25 protein-coding genes are annotated in these 23783 nt (G+C 44.2%); 6 read left to right on the forward strand and 19 right to left on the reverse strand.

What is annotated here, in order from left to right:
* Window positions 1-49 precede the first annotated feature (49 nt).
* From G6047_RS09890 to G6047_RS09900, 3 genes are read left to right on the forward strand one after another with little or no spacing between them, the layout of a single operon-like run.
* Window positions 50-538 carry a hypothetical protein gene (locus G6047_RS09890; RefSeq protein WP_169527448.1) on the forward strand — a complete coding sequence of 163 codons (489 nt, stop codon included), beginning with the start codon at window positions 50-52 and terminating at the stop codon, window positions 536-538.
* 10 nt (window positions 539-548) lie between these two features.
* Window positions 549-1094 carry an RNA polymerase sigma factor gene (locus G6047_RS09895; RefSeq protein ID WP_169527449.1) on the forward strand — a complete coding sequence of 182 codons (546 nt, stop codon included), beginning with the start codon at window positions 549-551 and terminating at the stop codon, window positions 1092-1094.
* The gene (locus G6047_RS09900) at window positions 1091-2767 is read left to right on the forward strand and encodes an outer membrane beta-barrel protein (protein ID WP_169527450.1); all 1677 of its coding nucleotides are present in this window, start codon (window positions 1091-1093) and stop codon (window positions 2765-2767) included. Before G6047_RS09895 ends, G6047_RS09900 begins: the two co-directional genes overlap by 4 nt.
* Window positions 2768-2798: 31 nt before the next feature.
* Here the strand turns inward: G6047_RS09900 and G6047_RS09905 are convergent, their stop codons facing one another.
* Entirely contained in the window at window positions 2799-3572 is a 774-nt protein-coding gene (locus tag G6047_RS09905) for a lysophospholipid acyltransferase family protein (protein WP_169527451.1), read from the reverse strand.
* Window positions 3573-3669: 97 nt separating this feature from the next.
* Between G6047_RS09905 and trpS the strand changes: the two genes are divergently transcribed.
* The gene (gene trpS, locus G6047_RS09910; protein WP_169527569.1) at window positions 3670-4662 is read left to right on the forward strand and encodes a tryptophan--tRNA ligase; all 993 of its coding nucleotides are present in this window, start codon (window positions 3670-3672) and stop codon (window positions 4660-4662) included.
* Here trpS and dprA read toward each other — a convergent pair.
* A complete protein-coding gene (gene dprA / locus G6047_RS09915; protein ID WP_169527452.1) occupies window positions 4659-5759 on the reverse strand; it encodes a DNA-processing protein DprA in 1101 nt (366 codons plus the stop codon). The genes trpS and dprA overlap by 4 nt on opposite strands.
* 102 nt (window positions 5760-5861) lie before the next feature.
* On the opposite strand from dprA, the gene G6047_RS09920 reads away from it, so the two are divergent.
* Together G6047_RS09920 and G6047_RS09925 are read left to right on the forward strand one after the other, a co-directional pair.
* Window positions 5862-6806: an HU domain-containing protein gene (locus G6047_RS09920; RefSeq protein ID WP_169527453.1), complete on the forward strand. Its 945-nt coding sequence runs from the start codon at window positions 5862-5864 to the stop codon at window positions 6804-6806.
* A 74-nt stretch (window positions 6807-6880) separates the two neighbouring features.
* Complete coding sequence (locus tag G6047_RS09925) at window positions 6881-7390, forward strand: acyl-CoA thioesterase (RefSeq protein WP_169527454.1); 510 nt, start codon at window positions 6881-6883, stop codon at window positions 7388-7390.
* Window positions 7391-7393: 3 nt separating this feature from the next.
* On the opposite strand, the gene G6047_RS09930 is transcribed toward G6047_RS09925, so the two are convergent.
* The 17 genes from G6047_RS09930 to porW form a co-directional block, all read right to left on the reverse strand.
* A complete protein-coding gene (locus tag G6047_RS09930) occupies window positions 7394-8671 on the reverse strand; it encodes a murein hydrolase activator EnvC family protein (protein ID WP_235946528.1) in 1278 nt (425 codons plus the stop codon).
* 23 nt (window positions 8672-8694) lie between these two features.
* The gene (locus G6047_RS09935; RefSeq protein ID WP_169527455.1) at window positions 8695-9465 is read right to left on the reverse strand and encodes a DUF4292 domain-containing protein; all 771 of its coding nucleotides are present in this window, start codon (window positions 9463-9465) and stop codon (window positions 8695-8697) included.
* On the reverse strand, window positions 9462-10805 hold the full coding sequence (locus G6047_RS09940) for a tetratricopeptide repeat protein (protein ID WP_169527456.1): 1344 nt from the start codon (window positions 10803-10805) through the stop codon (window positions 9462-9464). The genes G6047_RS09935 and G6047_RS09940 overlap by 4 nt, the downstream gene beginning before the upstream one ends.
* 6 nt (window positions 10806-10811) lie before the next feature.
* Entirely contained in the window at window positions 10812-11819 is a 1008-nt protein-coding gene (locus G6047_RS09945; protein ID WP_169527457.1) for a sugar phosphate nucleotidyltransferase, read from the reverse strand.
* Between the two features lie 62 nt (window positions 11820-11881).
* Window positions 11882-12313 carry a dUTP diphosphatase gene (gene dut / locus G6047_RS09950; protein WP_169527458.1) on the reverse strand — a complete coding sequence of 144 codons (432 nt, stop codon included), beginning with the start codon at window positions 12311-12313 and terminating at the stop codon, window positions 11882-11884.
* A gap of 182 nt (window positions 12314-12495) precedes the next feature.
* Window positions 12496-13983 carry a lipopolysaccharide biosynthesis protein gene (locus G6047_RS09955; protein WP_317168282.1) on the reverse strand — a complete coding sequence of 496 codons (1488 nt, stop codon included), beginning with the start codon at window positions 13981-13983 and terminating at the stop codon, window positions 12496-12498.
* A gap of 100 nt (window positions 13984-14083) precedes the next feature.
* Window positions 14084-14944: an ATP synthase F1 subunit gamma gene (atpG, locus tag G6047_RS09960; protein ID WP_169527459.1), complete on the reverse strand. Its 861-nt coding sequence runs from the start codon at window positions 14942-14944 to the stop codon at window positions 14084-14086.
* 75 nt (window positions 14945-15019) lie between these two features.
* A complete protein-coding gene (atpA, locus tag G6047_RS09965) occupies window positions 15020-16597 on the reverse strand; it encodes a F0F1 ATP synthase subunit alpha (protein WP_169527460.1) in 1578 nt (525 codons plus the stop codon).
* 10 nt (window positions 16598-16607) lie between these two features.
* The gene (locus tag G6047_RS09970) at window positions 16608-17096 is read right to left on the reverse strand and encodes a hypothetical protein (RefSeq protein ID WP_169527461.1); all 489 of its coding nucleotides are present in this window, start codon (window positions 17094-17096) and stop codon (window positions 16608-16610) included.
* Window positions 17096-17623, reverse strand: coding sequence for an ATP synthase F1 subunit delta (gene atpH / locus G6047_RS09975; protein ID WP_169527462.1), 528 nt, complete (start codon window positions 17621-17623; stop codon window positions 17096-17098). Before atpH ends, G6047_RS09970 begins: the two co-directional genes overlap by 1 nt.
* A 1-nt stretch (window position 17624) precedes the next feature.
* The gene (locus G6047_RS09980) at window positions 17625-18125 is read right to left on the reverse strand and encodes a F0F1 ATP synthase subunit B (protein ID WP_169527463.1); all 501 of its coding nucleotides are present in this window, start codon (window positions 18123-18125) and stop codon (window positions 17625-17627) included.
* A gap of 80 nt (window positions 18126-18205) precedes the next feature.
* Window positions 18206-18397 carry an ATP synthase F0 subunit C gene (locus tag G6047_RS09985; RefSeq protein WP_169527464.1) on the reverse strand — a complete coding sequence of 64 codons (192 nt, stop codon included), beginning with the start codon at window positions 18395-18397 and terminating at the stop codon, window positions 18206-18208.
* A 34-nt stretch (window positions 18398-18431) separates the two neighbouring features.
* The gene (gene atpB / locus G6047_RS09990; protein WP_235946529.1) at window positions 18432-19652 is read right to left on the reverse strand and encodes a F0F1 ATP synthase subunit A; all 1221 of its coding nucleotides are present in this window, start codon (window positions 19650-19652) and stop codon (window positions 18432-18434) included.
* Between the two features lie 137 nt (window positions 19653-19789).
* Window positions 19790-20146 (reverse strand): hypothetical protein, encoded by a 357-nt coding sequence (locus G6047_RS09995; protein WP_169527465.1) that lies wholly within the window; start codon window positions 20144-20146, stop codon window positions 19790-19792.
* Between the two features lie 32 nt (window positions 20147-20178).
* Window positions 20179-20394 carry an AtpZ/AtpI family protein gene (locus tag G6047_RS10000; RefSeq protein WP_169527466.1) on the reverse strand — a complete coding sequence of 72 codons (216 nt, stop codon included), beginning with the start codon at window positions 20392-20394 and terminating at the stop codon, window positions 20179-20181.
* Complete coding sequence (locus G6047_RS10005; protein ID WP_169527467.1) at window positions 20366-20764, reverse strand: bactofilin family protein; 399 nt, start codon at window positions 20762-20764, stop codon at window positions 20366-20368. Before G6047_RS10005 ends, G6047_RS10000 begins: the two co-directional genes overlap by 29 nt.
* Before the next feature lie 2 nt (window positions 20765-20766).
* A complete protein-coding gene (porW, locus tag G6047_RS10010) occupies window positions 20767-23775 on the reverse strand; it encodes a type IX secretion system periplasmic lipoprotein PorW/SprE (protein WP_169527468.1) in 3009 nt (1002 codons plus the stop codon).
* Between the last annotated feature and the right edge of the window lie 8 nt (window positions 23776-23783).

Below are 23783 nucleotides of genomic sequence, written 5' to 3' on the forward strand. Positions count from 1 at the left end.
GCCGGGTTTTTTCGTTTAAACAGGTCATTCAATAATATTTGTAGAAAAAATGTCATTTGAAGTAAATTTCGGCGCAACCATTTACAGTGTCTTGCGTCTTGCACTCGGTAAAAGAAAGTTCATGAGATTATTTCTGGTTTTTTTGTGTGTCGTTTTTGGTGTATCATCTTGTAGTCTTTCTGATGAAGATACCAAGAGTTACGAATATACATTGCCTGTCCAGTATGTTGTATCCCCGCAAAGCATAACACTTGGAGATACAGCAACCTTCGCGGTGAGCTACAGAAGGCCAAGCGATTGTTATATCTTTAATGGATTCAATGTTGAAGTGGCTAATTTTAACCGATTGGTTTCTGTAAAAGCAATTTATTTTAACAACTCTGAATGCCTGGACGATCAGGGAACTGTTTATGAAGTCCCGATGGATTTTGTACCCAGTACCACCGGAACTTATGAATTTAAATTCTGGTCCGGTGACAATGAACAGAATGAACCAGAATACATCACAAAGACGGTAACAGTCGAGAATACTAATTAATTGAACCGGTTTGAACCTTGACGAGCTAATACGGGAATGCCAACAGAACAATGCCCGTGCTCAGGAGCAGATATACCGCCTTTTCAAATCGAAGTTGTTCGCTGTCTGTTTGAAATATTCCCGCAACTACGCGGAGGCCGAAGATAATTTCCAGGATGGTTTCATTATCATCTTTAATAAAATAGGCCAGTTTAAGTTTAATGGTTCTTTTGAAGGCTGGATGAAACGCGTGATGGTCAACAACGTGTTGCAGCAATACCGGAACGTATCGTTTCTGGATATGGGCAACCGGGATGTTGAAGATCCTGACGCGAATGTTGAGATTGAGGACGATGAGATTCCGATGGATTTCCTGATGCAAATCATTCAGGAATTGCCACATCGGTACCGACTTGTTTTCAACCTGTATGTGATTGATGGTTATCCGCATAAGGAAATCGCGGAGATGTTGGGAATTACAGACGGAACATCAAAGTCAAACCTGGCACGTGCCCGGATTATATTAAAAGAGCGGATCGAACAATATAAAGCACAAAAATTCCCCTCGGCCAAATGAGCGAGAAGAAAAACATAGATCGGTTGTTCCAGGAACGGTTCAAGGATTTCGAGATTGATCCGCCGGAATCGTCCTGGGAAAACATATCAGAACGGCTTGGAAACAAACACAAGCGGCGCATACTGCCTTTATGGTGGCAACGCGCAGGTGTTGCGGCAATACTGCTGATAGGATTATTGCTGATGGATCAAACCGGCGGATTCGGTTCTTTCACTAACGGACAAGACACAAATGTGACCGACAGAGGGAATGCCAAATCGAATGAAAAAGGAATCACTCCGGGTCAAATCCAAACCGAAAGCATTCAGAATCAAACCATAAACCGCGATAATGCCGTAAATGGAGTTGTTGATGCTTCTGAAAGTCTGAAAAAAAATGATTCAGACAATCCGGATAAAAAATTGCCTTCAGGCAAAACGATAAAAAATAATACGTTCAAAAACAATAGCAGTTCAGCCGTCGCAAACACTGACAAAAACGAATCTTCACCCAAATCTGTTTCAAACAGAAAAAGGTTTGGAAGCAAATCACAAAAAGCATCCGGAGTTTCTTCAGATGATGACAATTCACAGGTTGCAACAGTTGGACATAACGGCTCTAAAAAGCATCGGTCTTCAAAAGCCCCAAACAAGATTGGATCTGCTGCTGTTGCTGAATCAGGTCAAAAGACATCAAAAGGAAAAAACAGAAAAGACAACCTGAACAATTCACATGAAAATTCGGGAATCGCATCTGTAACCGATACAAATAAAAAGAATTCCACAACAACTAATGCAAACGATAAAAAAGTAACTGACAACAACACACTAACCCAAATGCTGGCCGAAAATCAAAAACCGGCCGAAAAAACAAAAACGGATTCCGCTGCTATTGCTACGGCTGAATCCCTCGCCATGGGAGAATTGTTAAATGAAAAAGAAAACAAGTCGGTTACCGAAGTTGAACAAAAAATAAATAGGTGGCAGGTCGATACGCACGTTGCCCCTATTTATTTGAGTTCATTATCTAACGGATCTCCTATCGATCCTGAGTTTGCAAATAATGGTAAAGAGTATAAAACGACACTTTCATACGGAGTTGGCGCACGTTACGCCATAGGCAAAAAAGTATCTGTACGCACTGGAATCAACTCTTTGGCAATGGAATACAGGACTACCGGAGTGACATTTAATCAATCGGCATTCGCACGCCAACAACTGGCTCACCTGAATAGTAATGTACAAGGATCTTATATAAACATCGAGTCCCAGACTTCGCGTCCAGCTGCTGTCAATCTGGAAGGATTCAATATTAACGCGGCTCAGTCCAAAACAATTCCGGGAAGCATTTCACAAAAGACAGGTTATCTGGAAGTCCCGTTGGAAGTGACTTATTCTGTTCTTGATAAACGATTTGGGGTAGAAGTCATAGGCGGTATGAGTACGTTGTTTTTACAGGAAAATGATATTTCACTCATTTCAGGTGAATCTGAAATGTCGATTGGAAAAGCCGACAACCTCAACGCGACGCATTTCAGTACCAACCTTGGTCTTGGGTTGTATTACAAGATATTCCGCAACATGAATTTCCGTGTGGAGCCGATGGTCAAATACCAGCTCAACGCCTATTCCGATGCCGGAAACTACAAACCGTATTTCTTTGGGATTTACACCGGTTTGAACTATCGATTTTAGTTAAGTTGTTATCCGGTGCCGAGGCATTGGATTAAAAGGATGCTTGGCCGGCATCCTTTTTTTGTGCTTCCAAAAGTCCTTTTTCAATAATTTCATGTACCTGGTTACGCAGGTTGTGGATGTCTTTTTTGTTCTCGTCTTCCAAACCTTGGGTGCTTACAAACCGATGGATACGGGCGCGCATCAATCCGGGACTTCCGGTTAAAAAAGTAAATGAGAATCTCTTTTTGTTGTCCGGAAAACTCAATGGCACGATAGGTATGTGATGTTCTATGGCAAGTCTGAAAGCACCATCCTTGAATTTATCGAGTAAGATACTTTCGTCATCGCTCACGCCACCTTCCGGAAAAATACAAATGCTCAGGCCTTGGCTCAGACGACTTTGGGCTCTTTCAAAAACGGCACGCCTGCTTTTTGGACTGCTTCTGTCAACCAGAATACATGTTCTTTTATACACAAATCCGAATAGCGGAATTTTAGCAAGTTCCATTTTTCCGACAAAAACGAATGGGTTCCGGATCAGCACGAGCATCAGCATTATATCTGCCATAGAGGAATGATTCGCGACAATCATATAGCTTTTTCCGGGTTCCGGTTCTTCGTCCCGCTGTACTTTGTAGTAAAAGCCCATTCCCAACAAAATGAACTTTGCCCAGAACCGCGCCATCACAAAAAAGTACGGATACCATTTCTCACGCGATATGGCCACAAGCAAAAACGGAAGCAAGCCGATTATCGGAATCGCCATCAGCACATAAAACCAAATGCGCCACACAACCGTTGCGGCCAATCGAAAATACTTCATGGTCTCAAATGTAACGAATCGGGAATAAAAATTACCAAAAGCACTACCTTTGCACCACTTTCGTCCAAAAAGCATCAACGAAGACAACATCAGTATCATGGCAAAAATCCTTACGGGAATCCAAAGCACCGGCACACCCCATTTGGGCAACCTTCTCGGGGCGATCCTTCCGGCTATAGAACTTTCGAACCAACCAGAAAACGAGTCTTTCCTGTTCATTGCAGACTTACATTCGGCTACCCAAATCAAGGACGGCTCATTGCTTCGTTTCAATACCTACAGTACGGCCGCAACCTGGCTGGCTTGTGGATTGAATACAGATAAAGTCGTTTTTTACAGACAGAGCGACGTGCCCCAGACTGCCGAACTTTCCTGGTACCTAAGTTGTTTTTTTCCGTATCAACGATTGACCTTAGCGCATTCCTTCAAAGATAAATCAGACCGTTTGGCAGATGTCAATGCCGGATTATTCACCTATCCGATGCTGATGGCTGCCGACATTCTATTGTACGATGCCGAATTCGTCCCAGTCGGAAAAGACCAGTTGCAACACATAGAAATCACACGTGATGTGGCTTCGCGTTTCAACCATCAAATGGGTGACACGTTTGTGCTTCCCGAACCTATTACCGGAGAAGAAACCATGTTGGTTCCCGGAACGAACGGTGGCAAGATGAGTAAATCGGCCAATAACATCATCAACATTTTCCTGCCTGAGAAAGAACTTCGCAAACAGGTCATGTCGATTGAAACTGACAGTACGCCGCTTGAAGAGCCTAAAAATCCAGATACATGCAAGATTTTCGCCATCTATCAACTATTGGCGGATGCTGACCAGACGGAATCGCTTCGTATCAAATACCAAAACGCCAACCGTGATTTTGGGTACGGACATGCCAAGCAATTACTGTTTGAGCTGATCCTTGGGAAATTCGGGACTGCCCGTGAGAAATATTCCTACTACATGGAAAACCTTTCGGAACTCGATGCGCTTCTTGAAAAAGGTGCAGTCAAAGCCAGTGTCGTGGCCAATAGTGTTTTGGATCGTGTCCGTGAAAAACTCGGTTATGAAAAAATGTCTCGCGATTAAACAGCTTGAAACATTTTTCCGGGCATCGGCCTGACGACACCTTTAAGTTCCATCTGCAATAACAATCCCGATAATTTCTGGACCGGAAACCCGCATTCCAGGGCAATGACGTCGAGCGATTGATTTCCGGTTTGGCTCAGATGATCGAAAATCAGTTTTTCTTCGTCAGACAGATCGACGAATAATTGCTTCTGGACCTGAAGTTCTGTTTTTTTGAGATCCCAGTTGAGACTGTAAACCAAATCTGCTGCCTGTGTTAATATCTGGGCACGTTGGGTTTTAATCAGGTTGTTGCAACCCTGGCTCAATGGATCGGTCGGTTTTCCGGGAACTGCGAAAACATCACGGTTATAATCAAGGGCCATGTTCGCGGTAATCAACGAACCTCCTTTTTCGGCAGATTCGATTACGACGGTCGCCTCTGAAAGTCCGGCGACAATCCGGTTCCTTTTGACGAAATTCTCCGGAAGCGGATTTTCCCAAGTGCAGAATTCGGTCATGAATCCGCCATTTTCCAAAATGGGCTTGACGAATTTCTGATGCGGTTTGGGATAAATCTGATTGTGACCGTGAGCCATGACGGCAATTGTTTGCAACCCTTTTTCGATGGCGGCCTGATGTGCGACGATATCGACACCATAAGCGAATCCTGAAACAATGACCGGGTCCAAAGGCGCCAGATCGAAAATCAACCGACGGCAAAAATCAATTCCGGCTGCAGTCACTTTCCTGGTTCCAACAATACTGATTATTTTTCTATCTTTAAGATTGATGTTGCCTTTTGAAAACAAAAGTGTCGGTCCATCAGGGCAATGTTTGAGTTTTTCGGGATAATCCGGATCATCAAAACGCTGACAATCGATATTATTCTGAAATGCAAACTCAGCTTCGCGTTCTGCCTTTTGAAGCCATTCAGATAGCTTGATATTCTGTGAATTTTTGAGTCCGATTCCAGTCAATCCGGCAATCTCGACCGGATTTCTTTTAAAGACTTCTTCTGCCGATTTGAAGTGTGTCAGCAGCTTTTTTGCGGTGATGTCTCCAATGCCGTAGCACTGCCGCAAGGCGATAAGGTAGATTAAATCTGTATGGCGCATAGTAAAATATTGATTTTGAAAAGTATGAAATTACTTCGGCATTGTTAATAAAAATTGTGGATAAAATTTTGACACCAAGCCGTAAACCCTAATTTTGTTTCTATGAAGATCGAACATTACATTTCTCGCCTGCTGTATCGTTACCAATGTGTAACGGTTCCGGGATTCGGAGCTTTTTTGACCGAATTCCAGTCGGCACAAATCCAGGAATCTTCAAATGCGTTCTATCCGCCGAAGAAACGGATTTCGTTCAATCCGCACCTGAAAAACAACGACGGGCTTTTAGCCAATCATATATCTGAATCAGAAAAAACTGCTTACGACGATGCTGTAGTTGCCATCCAGAATGAAGTTTCGATCTGGAAAGACATCCTTAAAGTCAACGGACGATTCACGTTGAAAAATATCGGTGAGCTTTCATTGAATGCAGAGCAGAGTGTGGTGTTTTCTCCATCTGACAATATCAATTACCACACGGAATCGTTCGGATTGAGTTCGTTCGTTTCACCAAAAATCAAGCGCGAAGTCTACAAAGAAGAAGTTCGTGTGCTTGAAGAATCCGTTCCGGTTGTATTCACTCCGGAAGCCCGCGAACGCAAAAACAGTCCTTCTTGGCTCAAATATGCAGCCGTTTTCGTGTTGGCTTTTTCTGCCACAGGCGGAATCGGTTACACACTATTCCAAAAGCAAGTTGAACAACAGACCTTACTCGTAAACGAACAGGTACAGGAACAGGTACAGAACAAGATACAGGAAGCTACTTTTTTTATAGAAAACCCGCTGCCGGCAGTTACGCTGACTGTAAAAGAAAATAAATTACCCTATCATATCGTTGCGGGTGTTTTCCGTAATGAAAGCAATGCCGACAATGCCTGCCAGGATCTTAAAAAGTTAGGTTATCCGGCACGACGCATCGGAAAAAACAAGCACGGATTATTTCCGGTTCTGTACGGAAGTTATCCAGATGCCGAAACTGCAAAGAATGCCATGACCGAAATCAGGTCGACGCGCGACAAGCAAGCCTGGCTGATGGTAAAAGATTTATAGAAAACTCCCGGAAATTCCGGGTTTTTTTATGCCCGATCCGTATCGTACCTTTGGACAACTTTTAATAGAATTCCATGCAGCCGAAAACGCCTTCCGAGTCATTGACCATCCTTACAGATATTGTCCTTCCAAGCGAAACCAATCCGTTAAACAACCTATTTGGCGGTGAGCTGTTGGCCCGAATGGACCGTGCGGCAAGCATTTCTGCAAGACGACATTCGCGTCGGGTTTGTGTGACGGCATCAGTGAATCACGTAGCTTTCAACAGATCGATTCCGTTGGGAAGCGTTGTTACGATTGAATCGAAAGTTTCGAGAAGCTTCAAAAGTTCCATGGAAATCTTTATTGATGTGTGGATCGAAGACCGTGAATCCGGTGTCCGCACAAAAGCAAATGAAGCGATTTACACGTTTGTTGCCGTAGATGAATCGGGCTTACCTGTTGAAGTCGCCCCAATATTACCTGAAACCGAATTGGAACAACAACGTTATGACGCAGCTTTGCGCCGGAAACAACTGAGCTTGGTTTTAGCTGGAAAGATGAATCCGCATGATGCTACGGAATTAAAGGCGCTTTTTATCTAAAGTTTACATTCCCGACAACCAAACTTCCGGGTTATTGTACACCAGATTCTGCTTGATCAGGAATTTCAAAACGGTCTTACCCGTATCACCATTGGTACGGATACGCCCTAGGTTCTGCTTGATACGGACGTTATCACCTTTGCTTACCGCCACAGAACTCAAATTCTGATAGACTGTGAAGAAATCCCCGTGCTGGATGATGACCGCTTTGTTGACCGGTGAAATCACGATGACCGAAATGACTTCTCCTCCAAAAACAGCACGGGCATTGGCACCGTCTTCAGTCGTGATCTCGACCCCGCTGTTATGGACCACAAGTGATTTGTGAACCGGGTGCGGCTGGTCGCCATAACCCAATGTCACGACACCTCGTTCTACAGGCCATGGCAGTTTTCCTTTATTGGCGCGGAAATTATCGGCTACAATCTTGGCTTCCGGTGTCAACACGATTTTGGTTGGCGCTTCGGCGACTTTGGCTTTGACCTCTTTGGCTTTTGTAGGATTGGCTTTTGCTGCTGCCGCTGCTGCTTTGCGGTTGGCTTCTTCAATTGCTTTCTGGATCAACCTATCAATCTGTCTGTCGATATTGCGGCTTTCCTGCTGCTTTTTCTTGATATCGGCAGCTATTTTTTTCTTGTCCTTTTTAATACCGTTGACCAATACTTCCTGCTCTTCTTTTTCTTTTAGCAAAGACAATCTCTCCGTTTCGTTTTCCTTGAGCAGTTTTTGCTTTTCCTGTTTCTGGACTACAATATGATCGTTATACTGTAGCAACTGCTTGGTCTTTTGCTGTATTTCCTCGCCTTGGGAACGACGGTAACTCGCATATTGCTTCATGTACTGCGCCCGTTTGTATGCCTGAAGAAAGTTTTGGGACGACAACAAAAACATCGCCCGGCTTTGTTCGGAACGACTGCGATACGATTTTCGGATCATCTCTGCATAATCTTCTTTCAAAACCACGAGTTCGCGGTTCAGCTTGTTGATCTTGAGTTGTGTCAGATACAAATCGTCATTGAGCAAACGGGTTTGTTTCTCAGTGGTATTGATGAGTTTTTCCTTGAGGCTTATTTTCTTTTTCTGTTCCGATATCAGATTCACGACAGATTTTTCACGCGACTTCATGTCGTTGAGCAACTCCTCGCTCTTCTTGATTTCGAGCTGGATCTGTGCTTTGCGTTTTTCGAGTTTCTGCTGGTCTGTCTGTCCGTAAGAAACCGAACATATCAGCAACATGAAAAAGAAAATACGGAAAAGATTAGGCATTGTCTGGCTAGGCATTGTCTGGGTTTTGTGCTGCAAATCTACTCAATAAAAACGCGTTCGTAACCGTCCGGGACACTATATGGATACGAAAGTTCTTCGTTGAATGTGGCTGAATTGTAATTGATGCGAATATTCGTTTTTCCTTTTGGATGTAAGGCTTCGATAAGAATCTGGGCCGGAAAGTTACGCCCTTGCTGTGTTGCATATGCCGGATAATTCACTTCGAGGTTACGATTTTCCGCCGGTTGTTTTACCTCGGATTTTTTGAGGTTCGAAGCATCAAAGGTATATGCTTTAGGAATTTGTTTGTCAGAAGTATCGTCAATCCGGATCGATGTTCCGTCAGAAGTCTGCTTCACCTTTTTCCCTTTAAGATTTTCGATAGGTTCACCCAAAAGCAGGTTCTGGACACGTTGGAAATCCAGATCAGTTCCCAGCCATTTGCTCAACGTCGCATAATCACCCTCGAAAAAAGTTTCGTTTATCTTTTCGTAATATCTGACTTCCTGAGGTGTGATGATTGCCTTTGCCATGGTAATACCAAGGAAACGGATGCTTAGAAAGATGATTTCATCCTTCTTGATCCGTACGTCGGCCGTAACACTTTGGTCCTGATGCTCATCTACATATTTCGCCGATGCTTTTATGGCCACAGTCTTGAAATCGTTTCTTCCTTCATAAAATGCGTCCACGAACGAATCGGACGGAATCGATTTTGGCGTTTCAGGCGTTGTTGCTGCAACAGCCGTTTTTGTGGTTTTACAACCAATCAGGCTAATACAGATCAATAAGAGGCAAATCCTTTTCATTTCTTCTTTTGCAATAATTTTTCGGCCTTCTGGAAATAGCTTTCCTTTTTTTGTTGGTCGCCCAATCCGTTGGCGGCTTCACCCAATTGAACGTAGAAACTTCCTTCTAATTGTTGATTGTCTACCACATAGTCCAATCCCATTTCGAGGATGTCCTTGGCTTTTTTGAATTTTTTCTGCTGATTGTAGGCCAATCCGGCGTAGTAGTAGAATTGCGGCTGAAGCGGATACGATTCGATCAAACCTTCAGCTCGTTGCGCAAGTATGTCATATTGCTGGCCTTCACTATAGGCCTCAAGCACCAAATGTATGGCTTCCATATCGCCCGGATCACTTTTGAGTTGCATTTCGTAATAATGGGCGGCTTTTTCGTAATCCTTCTTACTGTGGTAGAACTTCCCAATTTCTTTGGCGACTTTGACTACTTTATCGTTGTTGAAATACGAGATCGCTTTCTCCAAATCAGGAGCATATTCCGGTTTGTCCTTAGCGAACAACAGGAATTCGTTCATCACGCGGTGACGGATTTTGTCATCGATCTTTTTGCTGGCCAATATCGCGTTCATCGCCTTGACGGCTTTGGGTCCGTCGTTGTTCGTCAGATGATATTTGAATAAGCTTATCTGTGCCCAATCCGAACCCGGTATTTCCTTTTCAAGTTGTTGTGCAATCTTTAGCGCTTTTTCATCCTGGTTCGAATCCCAATACAAAAACATCAGCGACACATAATTCTGCTCTTCCTTCGGGTTGTTTGAAATTTGCCGCAACAGGTTATCTATTTCAGAACCCTGGAATTTCGGGTCACGCATGATTGCGGCTTTATAAACCTCTCGGGTTTCAGTAGTCCCCATGGTTTCGTTGAGCTCGTTGATCAGCTGAAGCGCCTTGTCGAATTGCTGCGTATTCATATAAAGCGACGTCAAATCTTCTTTGTATTCCTGCTTGAATTCAACAAGTTTCTTGACGATGACGATTGCCTGGTCGTAATCTTTGGTTTCATAACAGACATCGTACATGCCAACCCACGCCCATTTGTTTTTCGGATCCAGTTGGGTCACCTTTTCAAAACTGTCGTAGGCTTTTTTGTAATCTTTGGCCGCCAGATAATTCTTCCCGAGTTCAAAATAGACGACCGGATTGTTCGGTTCGAGACGTTGGCATTTTTCAAGCGAAACGATAGCCTTGTCGTAATTTTCGATGCCTTTCTGCTTCAGTGATTCATAGAACGAGTCACGGAATTCATTCGTAGCCAAAGCAATATCTTCGGGTTCAGGTTGCTGGGCAAAAGCCGATGCGACACTTCCGATACTGAACACTAATGCAATGACTGTATTTTTCATTTGAATCTATTCAAGTACGGAATAATCGCCGATGCTGATACTTGTAAATTTCCCGTCGAAACTCGCATGATTGCCAATCATGGCGTTGTCGAGGTTGGCGTTTTTGATGTGTGCGTGCGTCTGAACGAGGCTATTTTTAATCGAGCTGTCTATAATATGCGTGCCTCTGCCCAAAGATACGTTCGGGCCGACAGTCGAGTTGATCAGGATCACATCTTTATCTATGAAACACGGCGGAATGATAGTTGAATTTTCAATCTTTGCTTCTGTTGACACCAGATTCTGTCCATCCTCATGCAAAAATCCAAGCAATCTCGAATTGGTTTCCACCGTCACATTCTTGTTTCCGCAATCCATCCATTCATCAACTTTTCCCGGAACGAAACGAAGCCCTTTGAGTTTCATGTTTTCCAAACCGTCGGTAAGCTGATATTCCCCCCCTTTTTCTATGCCATTGTCCAACAGATATTGCAATTCGCCTCTCAGCGTTTCACCGCTTTTGAAATAGTAAATCCCTATGATGGCCAAATCTGATACATATTCCTTTGGCTTTTCAACGAAATCGGTGATTCGGTCTCCATCGAGTTTTACGACTCCGAAGGCGCTTGGATCTTCAACTTGCTTGACCCAGATAACGCTGTCGGCGGTTGTGTCTAACGTAAAATCGGCACGGAAAAGTGTATCGGCATAAGCCACGACGATAGGACCGGTCATGGATTCTTTGGCAGATAAAATCGCGTGAGCGGTTCCAAGAGGTTGCTCCTGATAATAAATCGACCCTTTCGCACCTAGTTTTTCAGCAATGGCAACCAGATCTTTTTCAACCTGCACGCCAAAATCCTTGTGGATGATGAATGCGATTTCTTCGATCGGTTGGTTGATGACCCCGGCGATATCTTCTACCAATCTATGGACGATTGGTTTTCCGGCAATCGGGATCAGCGGTTTTGGAATGGTGAGTGTATGTGGACGAAGGCGTGAACCGCGACCGGCCATGGGAACAATTATTTTCATTCTTTATTTTTATTTTTTATTGGATGAAGCGTGGAATAAATAATATCAATAACAATAACTAATTAAACTCCTGTGCTTCCAAAACCTCCGGCGCCACGAACTGTTTCAGACAATTCAGAAACTTCTTCCCATTCGGCGCGTTCGTGTCTGGCGATGACGAGTTGGGCGATGCGTTCCCCGTTTTCCACCGTAAAAGGGTCTGGGGATAAATTTACCAAAATAACCCCGATTTCCCCGCGATAATCGGCATCTATTGTTCCGGGCGTGTTCAGAACCGTAACTCCCTTTTTGGCAGCCAAACCGGAACGCGGACGAACCTGGGCTTCAAAACCGACGGGGAGTTCAATGAATAAACCTGTTTTGACTATGGCGCGTTCAAGAGATTTCAGGACGATTGGTTCCGATAAAACGGCGCGAAGATCCATTCCGGCCGAAGCGATGGTTTCGTAATTCGGCAGTTGGTGGCCGGAGGTATTTATTATTTTTATTTTCATTATTTATGATGTTCGGTTCTTAAAAGTTTGAGGCTTAGCCTGGATAGAAGCGGCAGCCTTTTGATAAAGCCGGCTTATTTTGCCCGAGCGGCACAGCGACTAACAGAAGCTCGTGCCGTGAGATGGCAAAATTGCCGGGTTTGAGAAAGCTATAGCGGATAGCCGGAAACAGCTTCAAAAAATCACACCACAGTTCTCGGTTTTCTTTTGATGATGCGTTGCAAAGCCTCTTTTTCGTTGTGATAAATGAAATACAGGAACAAGAGCAGCAGCGGAATGCCTACAAAATAATTCTCACGGAAAACGTAAAACGACAATCCGGAAAACAAAATGGAAAGCCCCAGATAACCTCCGATTTTCTTTTTATCATACGGAATGGGATATTGTTTTTGGCCCAGATGATACGACAACGCCATCATGGTTCCATAAGCGGCAATGGTCGCGATGGCCGAACCCATATAACCGTCGCCGGTATTTTTCTGCATATACGGAATCAGGATAAAATTGAGCCCGAGCGTGACCGCAGCGCCGGCAAGGGAAATATAAGCGCCGATTGAAGTTTTGTCTATAAGTTTGTACCAAACGGAAAGATTCGTGTAAATACCAAGAAAAAAGTTCGCAATGATAATCAGCGGAACTACTTTCATGGCTTCCCAATATGCCGGATTGTCAAGCAGGAGCATTTTGAGCAAATCGGCAAAAACCACCACCGAAAGCAAAATGAAAGACCCGAAAATCACGAAATATTTGGTGATCATGGCATAGGTTTGCTTTGCGTTCTCATTTCCTGCATGGCTAAAGAAAAAGGGTTCGATTCCCAATCTGAAAGCCGTAGCATACAAAGTCATGAACAATGCGAGTTTATAACAGGCTGAATAAACCCCAACCTGTGTTTTGGCGACGTTTGGAGGCAAAAGTTTTTCAAGGAGAATCTTATCAAAATGCTCGTTGATGGCAAAAGCAATTCCGGCGAAAAGTATCGGGAGGCCGTATTTCATCATACGTTTCCACAGTTCCTTATCTATGTGCCAGTTGATTTTGAAATAGTCAGGCGACAGGATGATGAAGGTGAGTAAGCTTGCAATGAGGTTGGACAGGAAAATATATCCGACCTCAAAATCGGGAATGTAAAGACTGCCAATGAAACTGTTCGGATCGGATGCCGCGATTTCGGGTAAAGCCAGCAAACAAAACAGGTTCAGCCCTAAATTGATAATGACGTTACCAATCTTTATGGCGGCGTAAACGAGCGGTCTTTGTTGCGCCCTAAGTTTTGAAAAAGGGATGATGACAAGCGCATCAAGCACCAAAATCCAAATGGCATAAGTGATGTAACTGGTTTCTACATTGACGTAATTTGCGATTTGATGCCTGAGCAAAAGTGCAATCCCGAGAAAAAGCACCGATGACCAGAATATGGAAATGGTAGATGTTGAAACGACATTCTTCTTATCAGCTTCCGTATTGTAGAACCTGAAAAAGCCGGTTTCAAATCCGTAGGAAAGTATGACGTTAAGGAAAACCATCCAGGCCATGACGACGGTTACTTCACCATATTCGGCAGATGGCAGCTTGTTGGTATACAACCGCACGAGCAAAAAACTGAGCATACGCGGCAACACCGTGGCAAGTCCGTAAATGGCAGTCTGTTTAAAAAGGCTTTTGTACACTCAGATTGTTGTAAACAGTAGCAAAAATAACCATTTCAGATTTAGTTAAATAAAAAAGACCGGTCAAAAAACCGGCCTCTTTCTTCGTGTTTGGCATTGCTTATCCGTTGAGTGCTTCGGCACCGCCAACAATCTCGAGGATTTCGTTGGTAATGGCTGCCTGACGCGCTTTGTTGTAAGTCAATTTAAGTTGGTTGCGAAGCGCCGTGGCATTGTCGGTCGCTTTGTGCATGGCCGTCATACGTGCGCCGTGTTCCGATGCGAAGGAATCGCGGATAGCTTTGTACAATTGAGTACGCAGCATTTTCGGAATCAGCGTAAGGACGATTTCCTCTTTGCTCGGTTCAAAAATATAATCGACCTGATTGTTCACTGACGCAGTCGATGCAGCCAACGGAAGGAATTGTTCCTCGCGAATAATTTGGGTTGCCGCATTTTTGAACTGGTTGTAGACAATTACGATCTTGTCGTATTTTCCGTCGAGGAATAATTGGACAAGACTGTCGGTGATTACAGATACATTATCGAAAGTAAGATCATCAAAAACACCATTGTTATTGGAAACGACTCGGTTGGTTCTTTTCAAAAGATCGTTTCCTTTTTTACCAATGGTAAGATAATCGACGTGCTTTCCGGCATAGACGCTTTCGGTCAAACGACGCACTTCCTTGATCACGTTCGCATTGAACGCTCCGGCAAGTCCGCGGTTTGAGGTAACGGCCACGATAAGAACATTCCTTACTTCGCGCTGTGTCGTGAACTCGCCTCCCGTATCGCCATCCAAAGTCGCGGAAAGGTTCTGCAACAATTCGGTCAGCTTCTCCGAGTACGGACGCATGGCCGTGATGGCATCCTGGGCCTTTTTCAATTTGGCAGCCGAAACCATTTTCATCGCCGATGTGATTTGCATCGTTGACGAAACTGAGGTGATCCGGTTACGTATTTCCTTGAGGTTAGCCATTATAATTTGGAAATGTGAGAATTTGGAAATTTGAAAATGAGATACATTTCCAAATTTTCAAATTCTCAAATTAATTTAATTGTATTTCGCTGAAACTTCTTTCGCCACTTTCTCGATCACATCTGTAATCTCGTCTGTGAATTTTCCTGCTTTAAGCGCATCAAGCGTATCGCGGTGGGATGCGTTCAGGAACTCGATGAAGTCTTTTTCGAATTCTTTCACTTTGCTTACAGGAACGTTACGCAACAGGTTTTTGGAACCTGCATAGATAATCGCAACCTGATCTTCAACCGTTACCGGAGAGTTCAAGCCTTGCTTAAGGATTTCTACGTTACGTTTTCCTTTTTCGATTACGTTCAACGTTACTGCATCAAGGTCAGAACCGAATTTGGCAAACGCTTCCAATTCACGGAATTGCGCCTGGTCAAGCTTCAACGTACCGGCAACTTTCTTCATCGATTTGATCTGGGCGTTACCCCCGACACGAGATACCGAAATACCTACGTTGATCGCAGGACGTACACCAGAGTTGAACAAATCTGACTCAAGGAAAATCTGACCGTCTGTAATCGAAATTACGTTGGTTGGGATATAGGCAGAAACGTCACCCGCCTGTGTCTCGATGATTGGAAGTGCCGTAAGCGATCCACCACCTTTAACGATTGGCTTGAGCGATTCCGGAAGGTCATTCATGTTTTTGGCGATGCTGTCGTCTGCAATCACTTTGGCAGCTCTTTCAAGCAAACGGCTGTGCAGGTAGAAAACGTCTCCGGGATAAGCCTCACGACCCGGTGGACGACGAAGCAACAGGGAAACTTCGCGGTAAGCTACCGCTTGTTTAGACAAATCATCATATACGATAAGGGCCGGACGACCTGTATCACGGAAATATTCCCCAATTGCAGCACCCGCGAACGGAGCGTAAACCTGCATTGGAGCCGGGTCTGAAGCGTTGGCCGCAACAATCACCGTATAAGCCATGGCGCCTCTTTCTTCCAGGTTCTTTGCAATACCGGCAACGGTAGACGCTTTTTGCCCGATGGCGACATAGATACAGAATACTGGTTTTCCAGCATCATAAAATTCTTTCTGGTTGAGGATGGTATCGATACAAACCGTTGACTTACCTGTCTGGCGGTCACCGATAACAAGTTCACGCTGGCCACGTCCGACCGGAATCATCGCATCAATCGCTTTGATACCTGTCTGAAGCGGTTCCGTAACTGGCTGGCGGAAGATTACACCCGGCGCTTTACGCTCCAACGGCATTTCGTACAAATCACCACCGATTGGTCCTTTACCGTCAATAGGCTGGCCCAAAGTGTTGACGACACGTCCTACCATTTGCTCACCTACTTTCAAAGAAGCGATTCTCTGTGTGCGTTTAGCGGTTGAACCTTCACGGACTTCTGTAGATGCGCCTAACAATACAACACCTACGTTATCTTCTTCAAGGTTCAAAACGATACCTTGCATACCGTTTTCAAACTCCACCAATTCTCCGTATTGTACGTTGGACAAACCGTAAACACGCGCAATACCGTCACCTACGTTCAAAACGGTTCCTACTTCTTCCAAAGTAGCGCCCGATTCAAAAGCGGTAAGTTGCTTTTTCAATATTGCTGAAATCTCAGCCGGTTTAATTTCTGCCATAACTCTATGTTTATCTTCCTATATTAATGTTGACACCCGATTTCGGGCTTTCGTCCTTTATGATAATGGTTTTATCTGATCCGCCATTGTACTGATCTGAATAAGGCGTTCCATATTTTTCGACCATCCGGTCCACTTTTTCAGTATTGAGCGTGCCGTCTTCATTGACAACCTTTCCGGCATACAGCAAACGCAGGACTTCTTTTTTATAATGCTGGATTTCGATCTTTTTATTTTGTCCGAGGAAACTGATTTCCCAGAATCCAACCGATCCATTCATATTTGTCGATGTCACAGCTGTTACACCCATAAACTCTTTGTACTTGACAAAGATTATCTCATCTCCGGCTGCATTCATCAATGACATCGTGCTGCTGGTTTCATCAATCTTGAGCCAGGCCACATCGTCTACTATTACGTCGGTCTTTTTGATTTTGACCTTTTGTGCCGTCGTTGCAATCGAAATAAAAAGAGCGATAATCCCTAAAAACTTCTTCATCAATTTCCGAATTCTCTTTTTAACGACTGAAGACGATTTGCCACAGATGCATTGTACTGTTTGTCGCCGACTCTCAGAATGAATCCTCCGATTATTTCCGGATTGATGATATTCTCGATCACCACTTTCTTATTCGTGAATTCAAGTACTTTAGACATGACACGTGATTCCATTTCGGCATCCAATGCCACAGCCGTAGTCACGGTAACTTTCTCCATTCCATTGAACTCTTCGAACAAACGACTGTATGATGTGGCGATATCTGCCAGGATTCCGAAGCGCTTGTTTTCACCCAATAATCGGAACAAACCTTTTGTAAAATTATTGGCCGCATCGAAAACCTCAAGTAGTGCTTTTTCCTTTACGGAATTGGCAATCGTGTCGTTTTCAAGGAAAGCCGTGAGCTCGGCACTTTCGGCAATCGAAGCACTGATTTGCAGCATATCGTTGTTCACGTCTGCAGCAGCACCTTTTGCACCGGCCATGTCCAGTATCGCTTTCGCGTATCGAATGGAAGCTCTTGACATGTTAGTTCAGTTTTGCATCGGCCAACATTTTGTCGACCAGTTTCATTTGGGAATCTTTGTTCGAAAGTTCTTCTTTCAAAAGCTTTTCGGCAATTTCCAATGACAAAGAAGAAACCTGTGATTTCAGGTCGGCCATGGCGGCGTTCTTCTCGTTCTCGATAGCTGTTTTAGCCTGCTCGATCATTTTTTGTCCTACAGCTTCCGCTTCTGATTTTGCATCTGCAATCATCTTCTCTTTCATCTCACGGGCTTCTTTCAAAAGACCGTCGCGCTCGGCACGGGCTTCCTGAAGGATACGTTGGTTGTCAGCCTGGAGCGATTGCATTTCCTGGCGTGCTTTTTCTGCAGACAACAAGGCGTCGCGGATTCCGTCTTCACGATCGTTGACCGCAGTAAGAATTGGTTTCCATGCAAATTTGCGCAACAAAATGATAAGCCCGATGAAGATCAGTACCTGCCAGAAAAACAATCCGAATTCAAATGATTCTATTAACTTTCTCATATTTCTTTATCTTGTAATCTAAAATCAAATTTTAAAAAAGATCAGTTGCAACCAACCGTTACAACTGATGCTTTAGTTTTTTATTTCGCGAACAAAGCAGCGAAACCAAGTCCTTCAATAAGTGCGGCTGCGATAATCATCGCTCCCTGGATCTTACCTGAAGCTTCTGGCTGACGGGCAATAGCGTCCATTGCTGAACCACCAATCTTACCGATACCAAGACCAGCTCCGATAACGATCAGACCTGCACCTACAATTTCTGGAATTTGCATGATAAATATAATTAAAGATTAAACGGTTATGCTATTAGTGATGTGCCTCCTCATGGTGATGCTCTTCTACCGCAGCACCAAAGTACAAGGCAGAAAGCATCGTGAAAATATATGCCTGAAGGAAAGCAACCAATATCTCGAGGATCGACAACACGAACGCCAATCCAAAGGACAGCGGGCTTCCGATCCAGCTTTTGAAAATGAATATCAAGGCAATGATGCTCATGATGACGATGTGTCCGGCAAAAATGTTCGCGTACAAACGGATCATCAATACAAACGGTTTGATGAAAACGCCAAGCAATTCAATCGGGGCAAGCAAGATTTTCATCGGCCACGGAATTCCCGGCATCCAGAAAATATGTCCCCAGTAATCTTTCTTGGCTGAAAAGTTCGTGATGAAAAAAGTCAGCAACGCCAATGAAAATGTAATCGTAAGGTTACCTGTAACATTAATTCCGAAAGGCAACAATCCGAAAAGATTCAGGAACAGGATAAAGAAAAACACGGTCAACAAATAACCCATGTATTTCCTGTAATATTTTTCACCGATGTTCGGGCGTGCGATCTCATCGCGGATGAACAACACCAAAGGCTCGAAGAAACGTCCGATACCCGTAGCGATACCGTTGTTTTTCCCGTAAGATTTTGCAAGGCCGCGAAACAGGAAGAACATCAGCAAAGCCGCAATCAAAATAGAAACAACACTTTTGGTGATCGAGAAATCTATCGGGCGAACGTTTGTGATAAAACCATCTTTATCTTCATGCATGGTCCCGGCAGCGTCAGTCTTGTAAATTTTTCCGTTATGATGGTTGATAGCGTAGAAGTTTCCGTTTTTTTCAACCACTTTTTCTCCGTGTTCGAACTCAGAAGAAGAAAAAGTCTGTAGTCCGTTATCCCACAAAATGATCGGAAGCGAAAAGCCGTAATGCTTACCTGTTTCCGGATCAGAGAAGAATGTAAAATCGTGTGAATCAAGTACGTGATGGTTGATATAAGCCTTGATGCTTGACTTTTGATCCTGAGGTTCGCCGTGTTCAGATCCGTGGGTTGCTTCTGTTGCGTGTGCAACTTCTTCGTGAGCGGCTTCGGTATGGATTGCAGTCGAATCTATTTCCGCATTGGCAAAACCAGAGAACGAAAGCGCGACAAACAAAATTGAGAGCGTGAGTTTGAGAGATTTAGGCGAAAACACCGTCATATTCCTTGGCTTAAAATGTACTTTCTGAAATTTGGTGCAAAGGTATGTCATTTATTTATATTTGGAAACCCTCTAAATAAAATTTCCGAAGGTATTTTTGGTATCGACACAAGTTTGTTGCATTTATGTAAGATTCCGCTGTATAACAACTGCTATTTACTGCCGAAAATGCAAGAAATGAAAATTGCTTATTTATTGAAATCGAGCATTTTCATGCCTATCGATGTTTCTGCGAGAAGAAAGGCAGCAAACACAAAACCTATATTCAATTTATCCGTCAAGTCTATATCCGGATGATTCAATGCCTGACGAATCATGAAATAAGACAATGCCAACTGAAGTGAAGTCGACAAAAGATAAGTATAACCGACGGCATCACGGTTTTTTTTCTTCGTAATGATCATGGCCAGGATTATCGTCAAGGCACAGGCAAAAAAGAAACCGTAAAGACTTATAAGAGAAACTTCAGGAACACTCCACGGAATCTGGAAGGCATATAATAATCCCATATGGACACAGAAAATCGCTATTGATGTAAACAGCATTCGCCACAAGGGGCGAAAATCTTTGCCCCCAATCATTTGTTAAGTTCCTTAAGCTGGCGATTAACGTTGTAAAGAGAGACGAACACACCTAAAACCACAAATACTTTTACGTACCAATTTTTCTCGTTCGGATACGTTTCATCGAGATATTTCCCAAGCCAGGTAAACAGGAAAATGATCACACCCATCTGAACGGGAATATTGACCAATGCGAGCCATTTATTCCGATTCTTTGGCGATTCCGGCATGGGAATTAGTTTTAGGGTTCGGACGCATTTCACAACTGGCACTGAAATCGGCTCCGGGTTCAACAGATAGTTTGGCGCAGATGACTTCTCCGTGGATACTCGATTTAGCCTTCAGGCTCAATAATTCAAAGACTTCAATTTTACCAAAAACTTTTCCTTCTACATCAGCATTGCGGCATACGATATCACCACGAATCATAGCAGTTGGCCCAATGACGAGTTTACCGCCACATTTCAAATCTCCGGTCAACGTGCCGTCAAGGCGAAAATCGGCGGCCGTGGAAATATTTCCCTGGACCACCGTTCCTTCTACGAGCCGGTTCGTCTTTCCGAGCAGGTCGGTATAGGATTTAGGCGCTTTCTCGAACATTGTTATTTTCCCGGAGGAGCCATGTTTGGTGAGTTGCCTCCAGGCCTTGTACCTGTTTGTTGTGTATTTCCCCTGGCCCCAGTGGCGGGAGTGTCGGGATCGCTAGGTGGAACTGCGGCACCTCCGGGCATATTGGAAGCCGGGACAGATGGAGCCGTGGCACGCTGTTTTTGCGGACGAGGTCTCAAAGGCTGTTTTTTGGTAGCCGCTTCTTCTAATCGCTTAACTGTTGGTGGCGGAAGTTTTGCCGCAGGTTTGTCCGGATCGGCTAAATATTCGTCAAGATTTTTTTTGATCTGGATGATGCCGTAATTTTCCGAAGAAACGATAATCGGAACCTCAGCAATTTTATATTCCTTGAATTCCTTAAGCACCGATGCAATTCCCTGTGCGCCTTCTTTGGTCTTGATTCCATGAACGGCGACAAAGTTCATTTCGGGCGTGTAGAAATCAACAGATTGTGATAATTCATCGGCTGTGCGTTCCGATATGAATTTTTTGAGTTTTTCCTGAAGTACCTTTATTTTCTTGTCCTCGAGATTTGGTGCACGGAATAATAATTTCCAGCTTTTGGGCTCACGGTCATTGAACTGCATATATTCCATCAAAACCACATCGCGACCCAACAGTACTTCTGCTTCTTTACCTTCCGTACTGTTCGGATAGGTCAATGCAACGTAATTGAGTGCCTTTTTGTATTCGTCCAGGCCACGCATTTTTCCAACCGTACGGGCTTTGAGCAATTCCAGTTTCGGGACGATTTCCTCACCTGTATATTGATCTATTGCGGCTGTTATTTTTGGAAGGACGGCTACATATTTTCCGGCCTCATATTCCTTGAATACAGTTTCGTATGCGGCATCCGGCCCAAGTGCAGCCTGGTTGCCGGCCTGATTTTGCGACAGGATCTGGGCATAACGCGAATCCGGATACTGGGTCAGTATGTCGTTTCTGACCTCGGCAGCTTTCGGGTCGTTCATGGCTTCATAGACCTTATACAAATTGTATTGTGCAGGAAGAATCAAACGTTCTTCCGGATTCTGCGAAAGCAATTTCTCAAGTTTGTCGGCAGCCCTTGGATATTCGCGGAACTTTTCTTTGTAAATCACACCCAACTGATAGTAGGCGAAATTGCGTTCTTTGCCCAAACTGTCCAGTACCGTTTGATTCGTCGGCAATTGGGAAATGTAGAAATCCGGTGTGTATTTCACTTCGGCATCCTCGGCCAGTTTCTTGGCGGCCTGTTTTTGCTCGTCGGTGACTTCATCTGTGTTTTCTTCTTCAGAAGCTGACATCTTCGACGGCTTTACCGACCTCCAGTTATCTTCCTGTTTCCGATTGCCCCAATTTCGTTTGAATTCCTGTTTCCCCATGGCAACCATAGCCGTGTTGTAGAAATAGAATGTTCCCGTTTTGGTTTTTTCCGCTGCTGGTTTGTTAATGTTCGCAAGACCTGGTGAACCGGATTTCGGCATGGTAGAACTTCGCGCATTGGAACCCGATGCCATGTCACGGGCCGCATTTTCTGCTTTTACCATTTCCTTCTCGGCAGCTATGCGTCTTTTTTCATCTTCTTTTTTAAGGTTGTCGATATATTCCTGATAGTAAGCGATCTGGGCTGGTTTTCCCATCGCGACCACTTTGAGTATACTGTCATTTTTTTGGGCGATGCTTTCATATTTGATCACATCGGCAAGATTCTCCCTCTTTTTCTCTATCTGACGGAATTCACGCGTACGTGGTTTCAGGTGAATCATCGTACTGTCGTAGTATGTTCCGGCAGTCACATATTTTGCTTTATTGAAATAAATGTCAGCTATATTTCGGTAGTTAGACGCATTCAGGTATGCATCCGTCGGCCCGGCATCCAATGACTTGTTATAATATTTGAGCGCCTTGTCCGGATTCTTGGCCTTGTCGTAATACAGCGCGTATTGAAAATTGATCCAATCTAAATATCCTCTGTTTTCACGATCCTTGAGCAGTTTGTCGAACTTTTCATTGAACGCGATCGTATCCCCTTTTTTAGGATCGAACTGAGCCGATTGATGCAGAATCGATTGAATATAATACATGCGCGGCCCTTTGCGTTTCATGTCGATTACCTTTTGGAAATAGGCAAACGCACTGTCGCTGTTCTTTTGAGATTCGTACAATTGACCGATGATAAATTGGTATCGGGCTTCTTCCTCATTTTTCCTGGTGAATTCAACTGCCGTCTTCAATCGGACAATGGCACTGTCTTTTTCCTGGACATTCAGGAATGCCTGTGCCATTGTGGCATTTGCATCGGCGAAAATCTGATCCTTAAGTTTTATTTCCTTGAGCAGTTTTCTTAGGTTATTGATCGATTGGGATTCGTTTTCCAGACGCATATTCGTCTTTTCACGCCACACTTTGACCTCGTAGATACGGCTGCTCTGCGGATACTTGTACAACACATAATTGAATGCTTCCAACGCCGGCAAATACCGTTGGTCGTAATATCGGGCTTGTCCCAGCATTAAATAGGCTTCGTCCATTTGCGGGTTCTTTTCAGATCCGCCAATGTTCATGGAATGTTTCTGGATGGCTTTGGTCGCCTTGGTTTCGGCTCGCTCGAAATTGCCGTTGCGTTCCTGTGCCGGTGCTGCTGCAGCTACCGGTTCCTGGACTGGAGGTGCCGCTCCTGCGTCTTTTGCGTCCTTTCCGGTTTTTGAAGATTTTGGAGGTGTCGCTACTTTTCCGGCAGTCGGATTGGCTGCTTTGTTCAGTTGTTCTTCATACGCCGCAACGTCCGGGGCAGGCTGCATTTGTTCTATTGGAAGAATCTCGAAATAGTTATCCGAATATTTGGTCTGGAGGTCGAGTCTTCCCGCATCCAAAGCCAATCCTCCGTTATATAGAATATTGTATTTGGTGCTCAGCGCATGGGAATTACGCGAGAGCCACGTGTCCCGACGAACGGAACAAGCCAGGGCTAATAAGGCAATCCCCGTGAAGACAACGGGTTTAAGGATATTGATTTTCAAGCTGAAAA

This window comes from Flavobacterium silvaticum, from assembly GCF_012911565.1.
In the GTDB taxonomy this organism is placed as follows: Bacteria; Bacteroidota; Bacteroidia; order Flavobacteriales; family Flavobacteriaceae; genus Flavobacterium; species Flavobacterium silvaticum.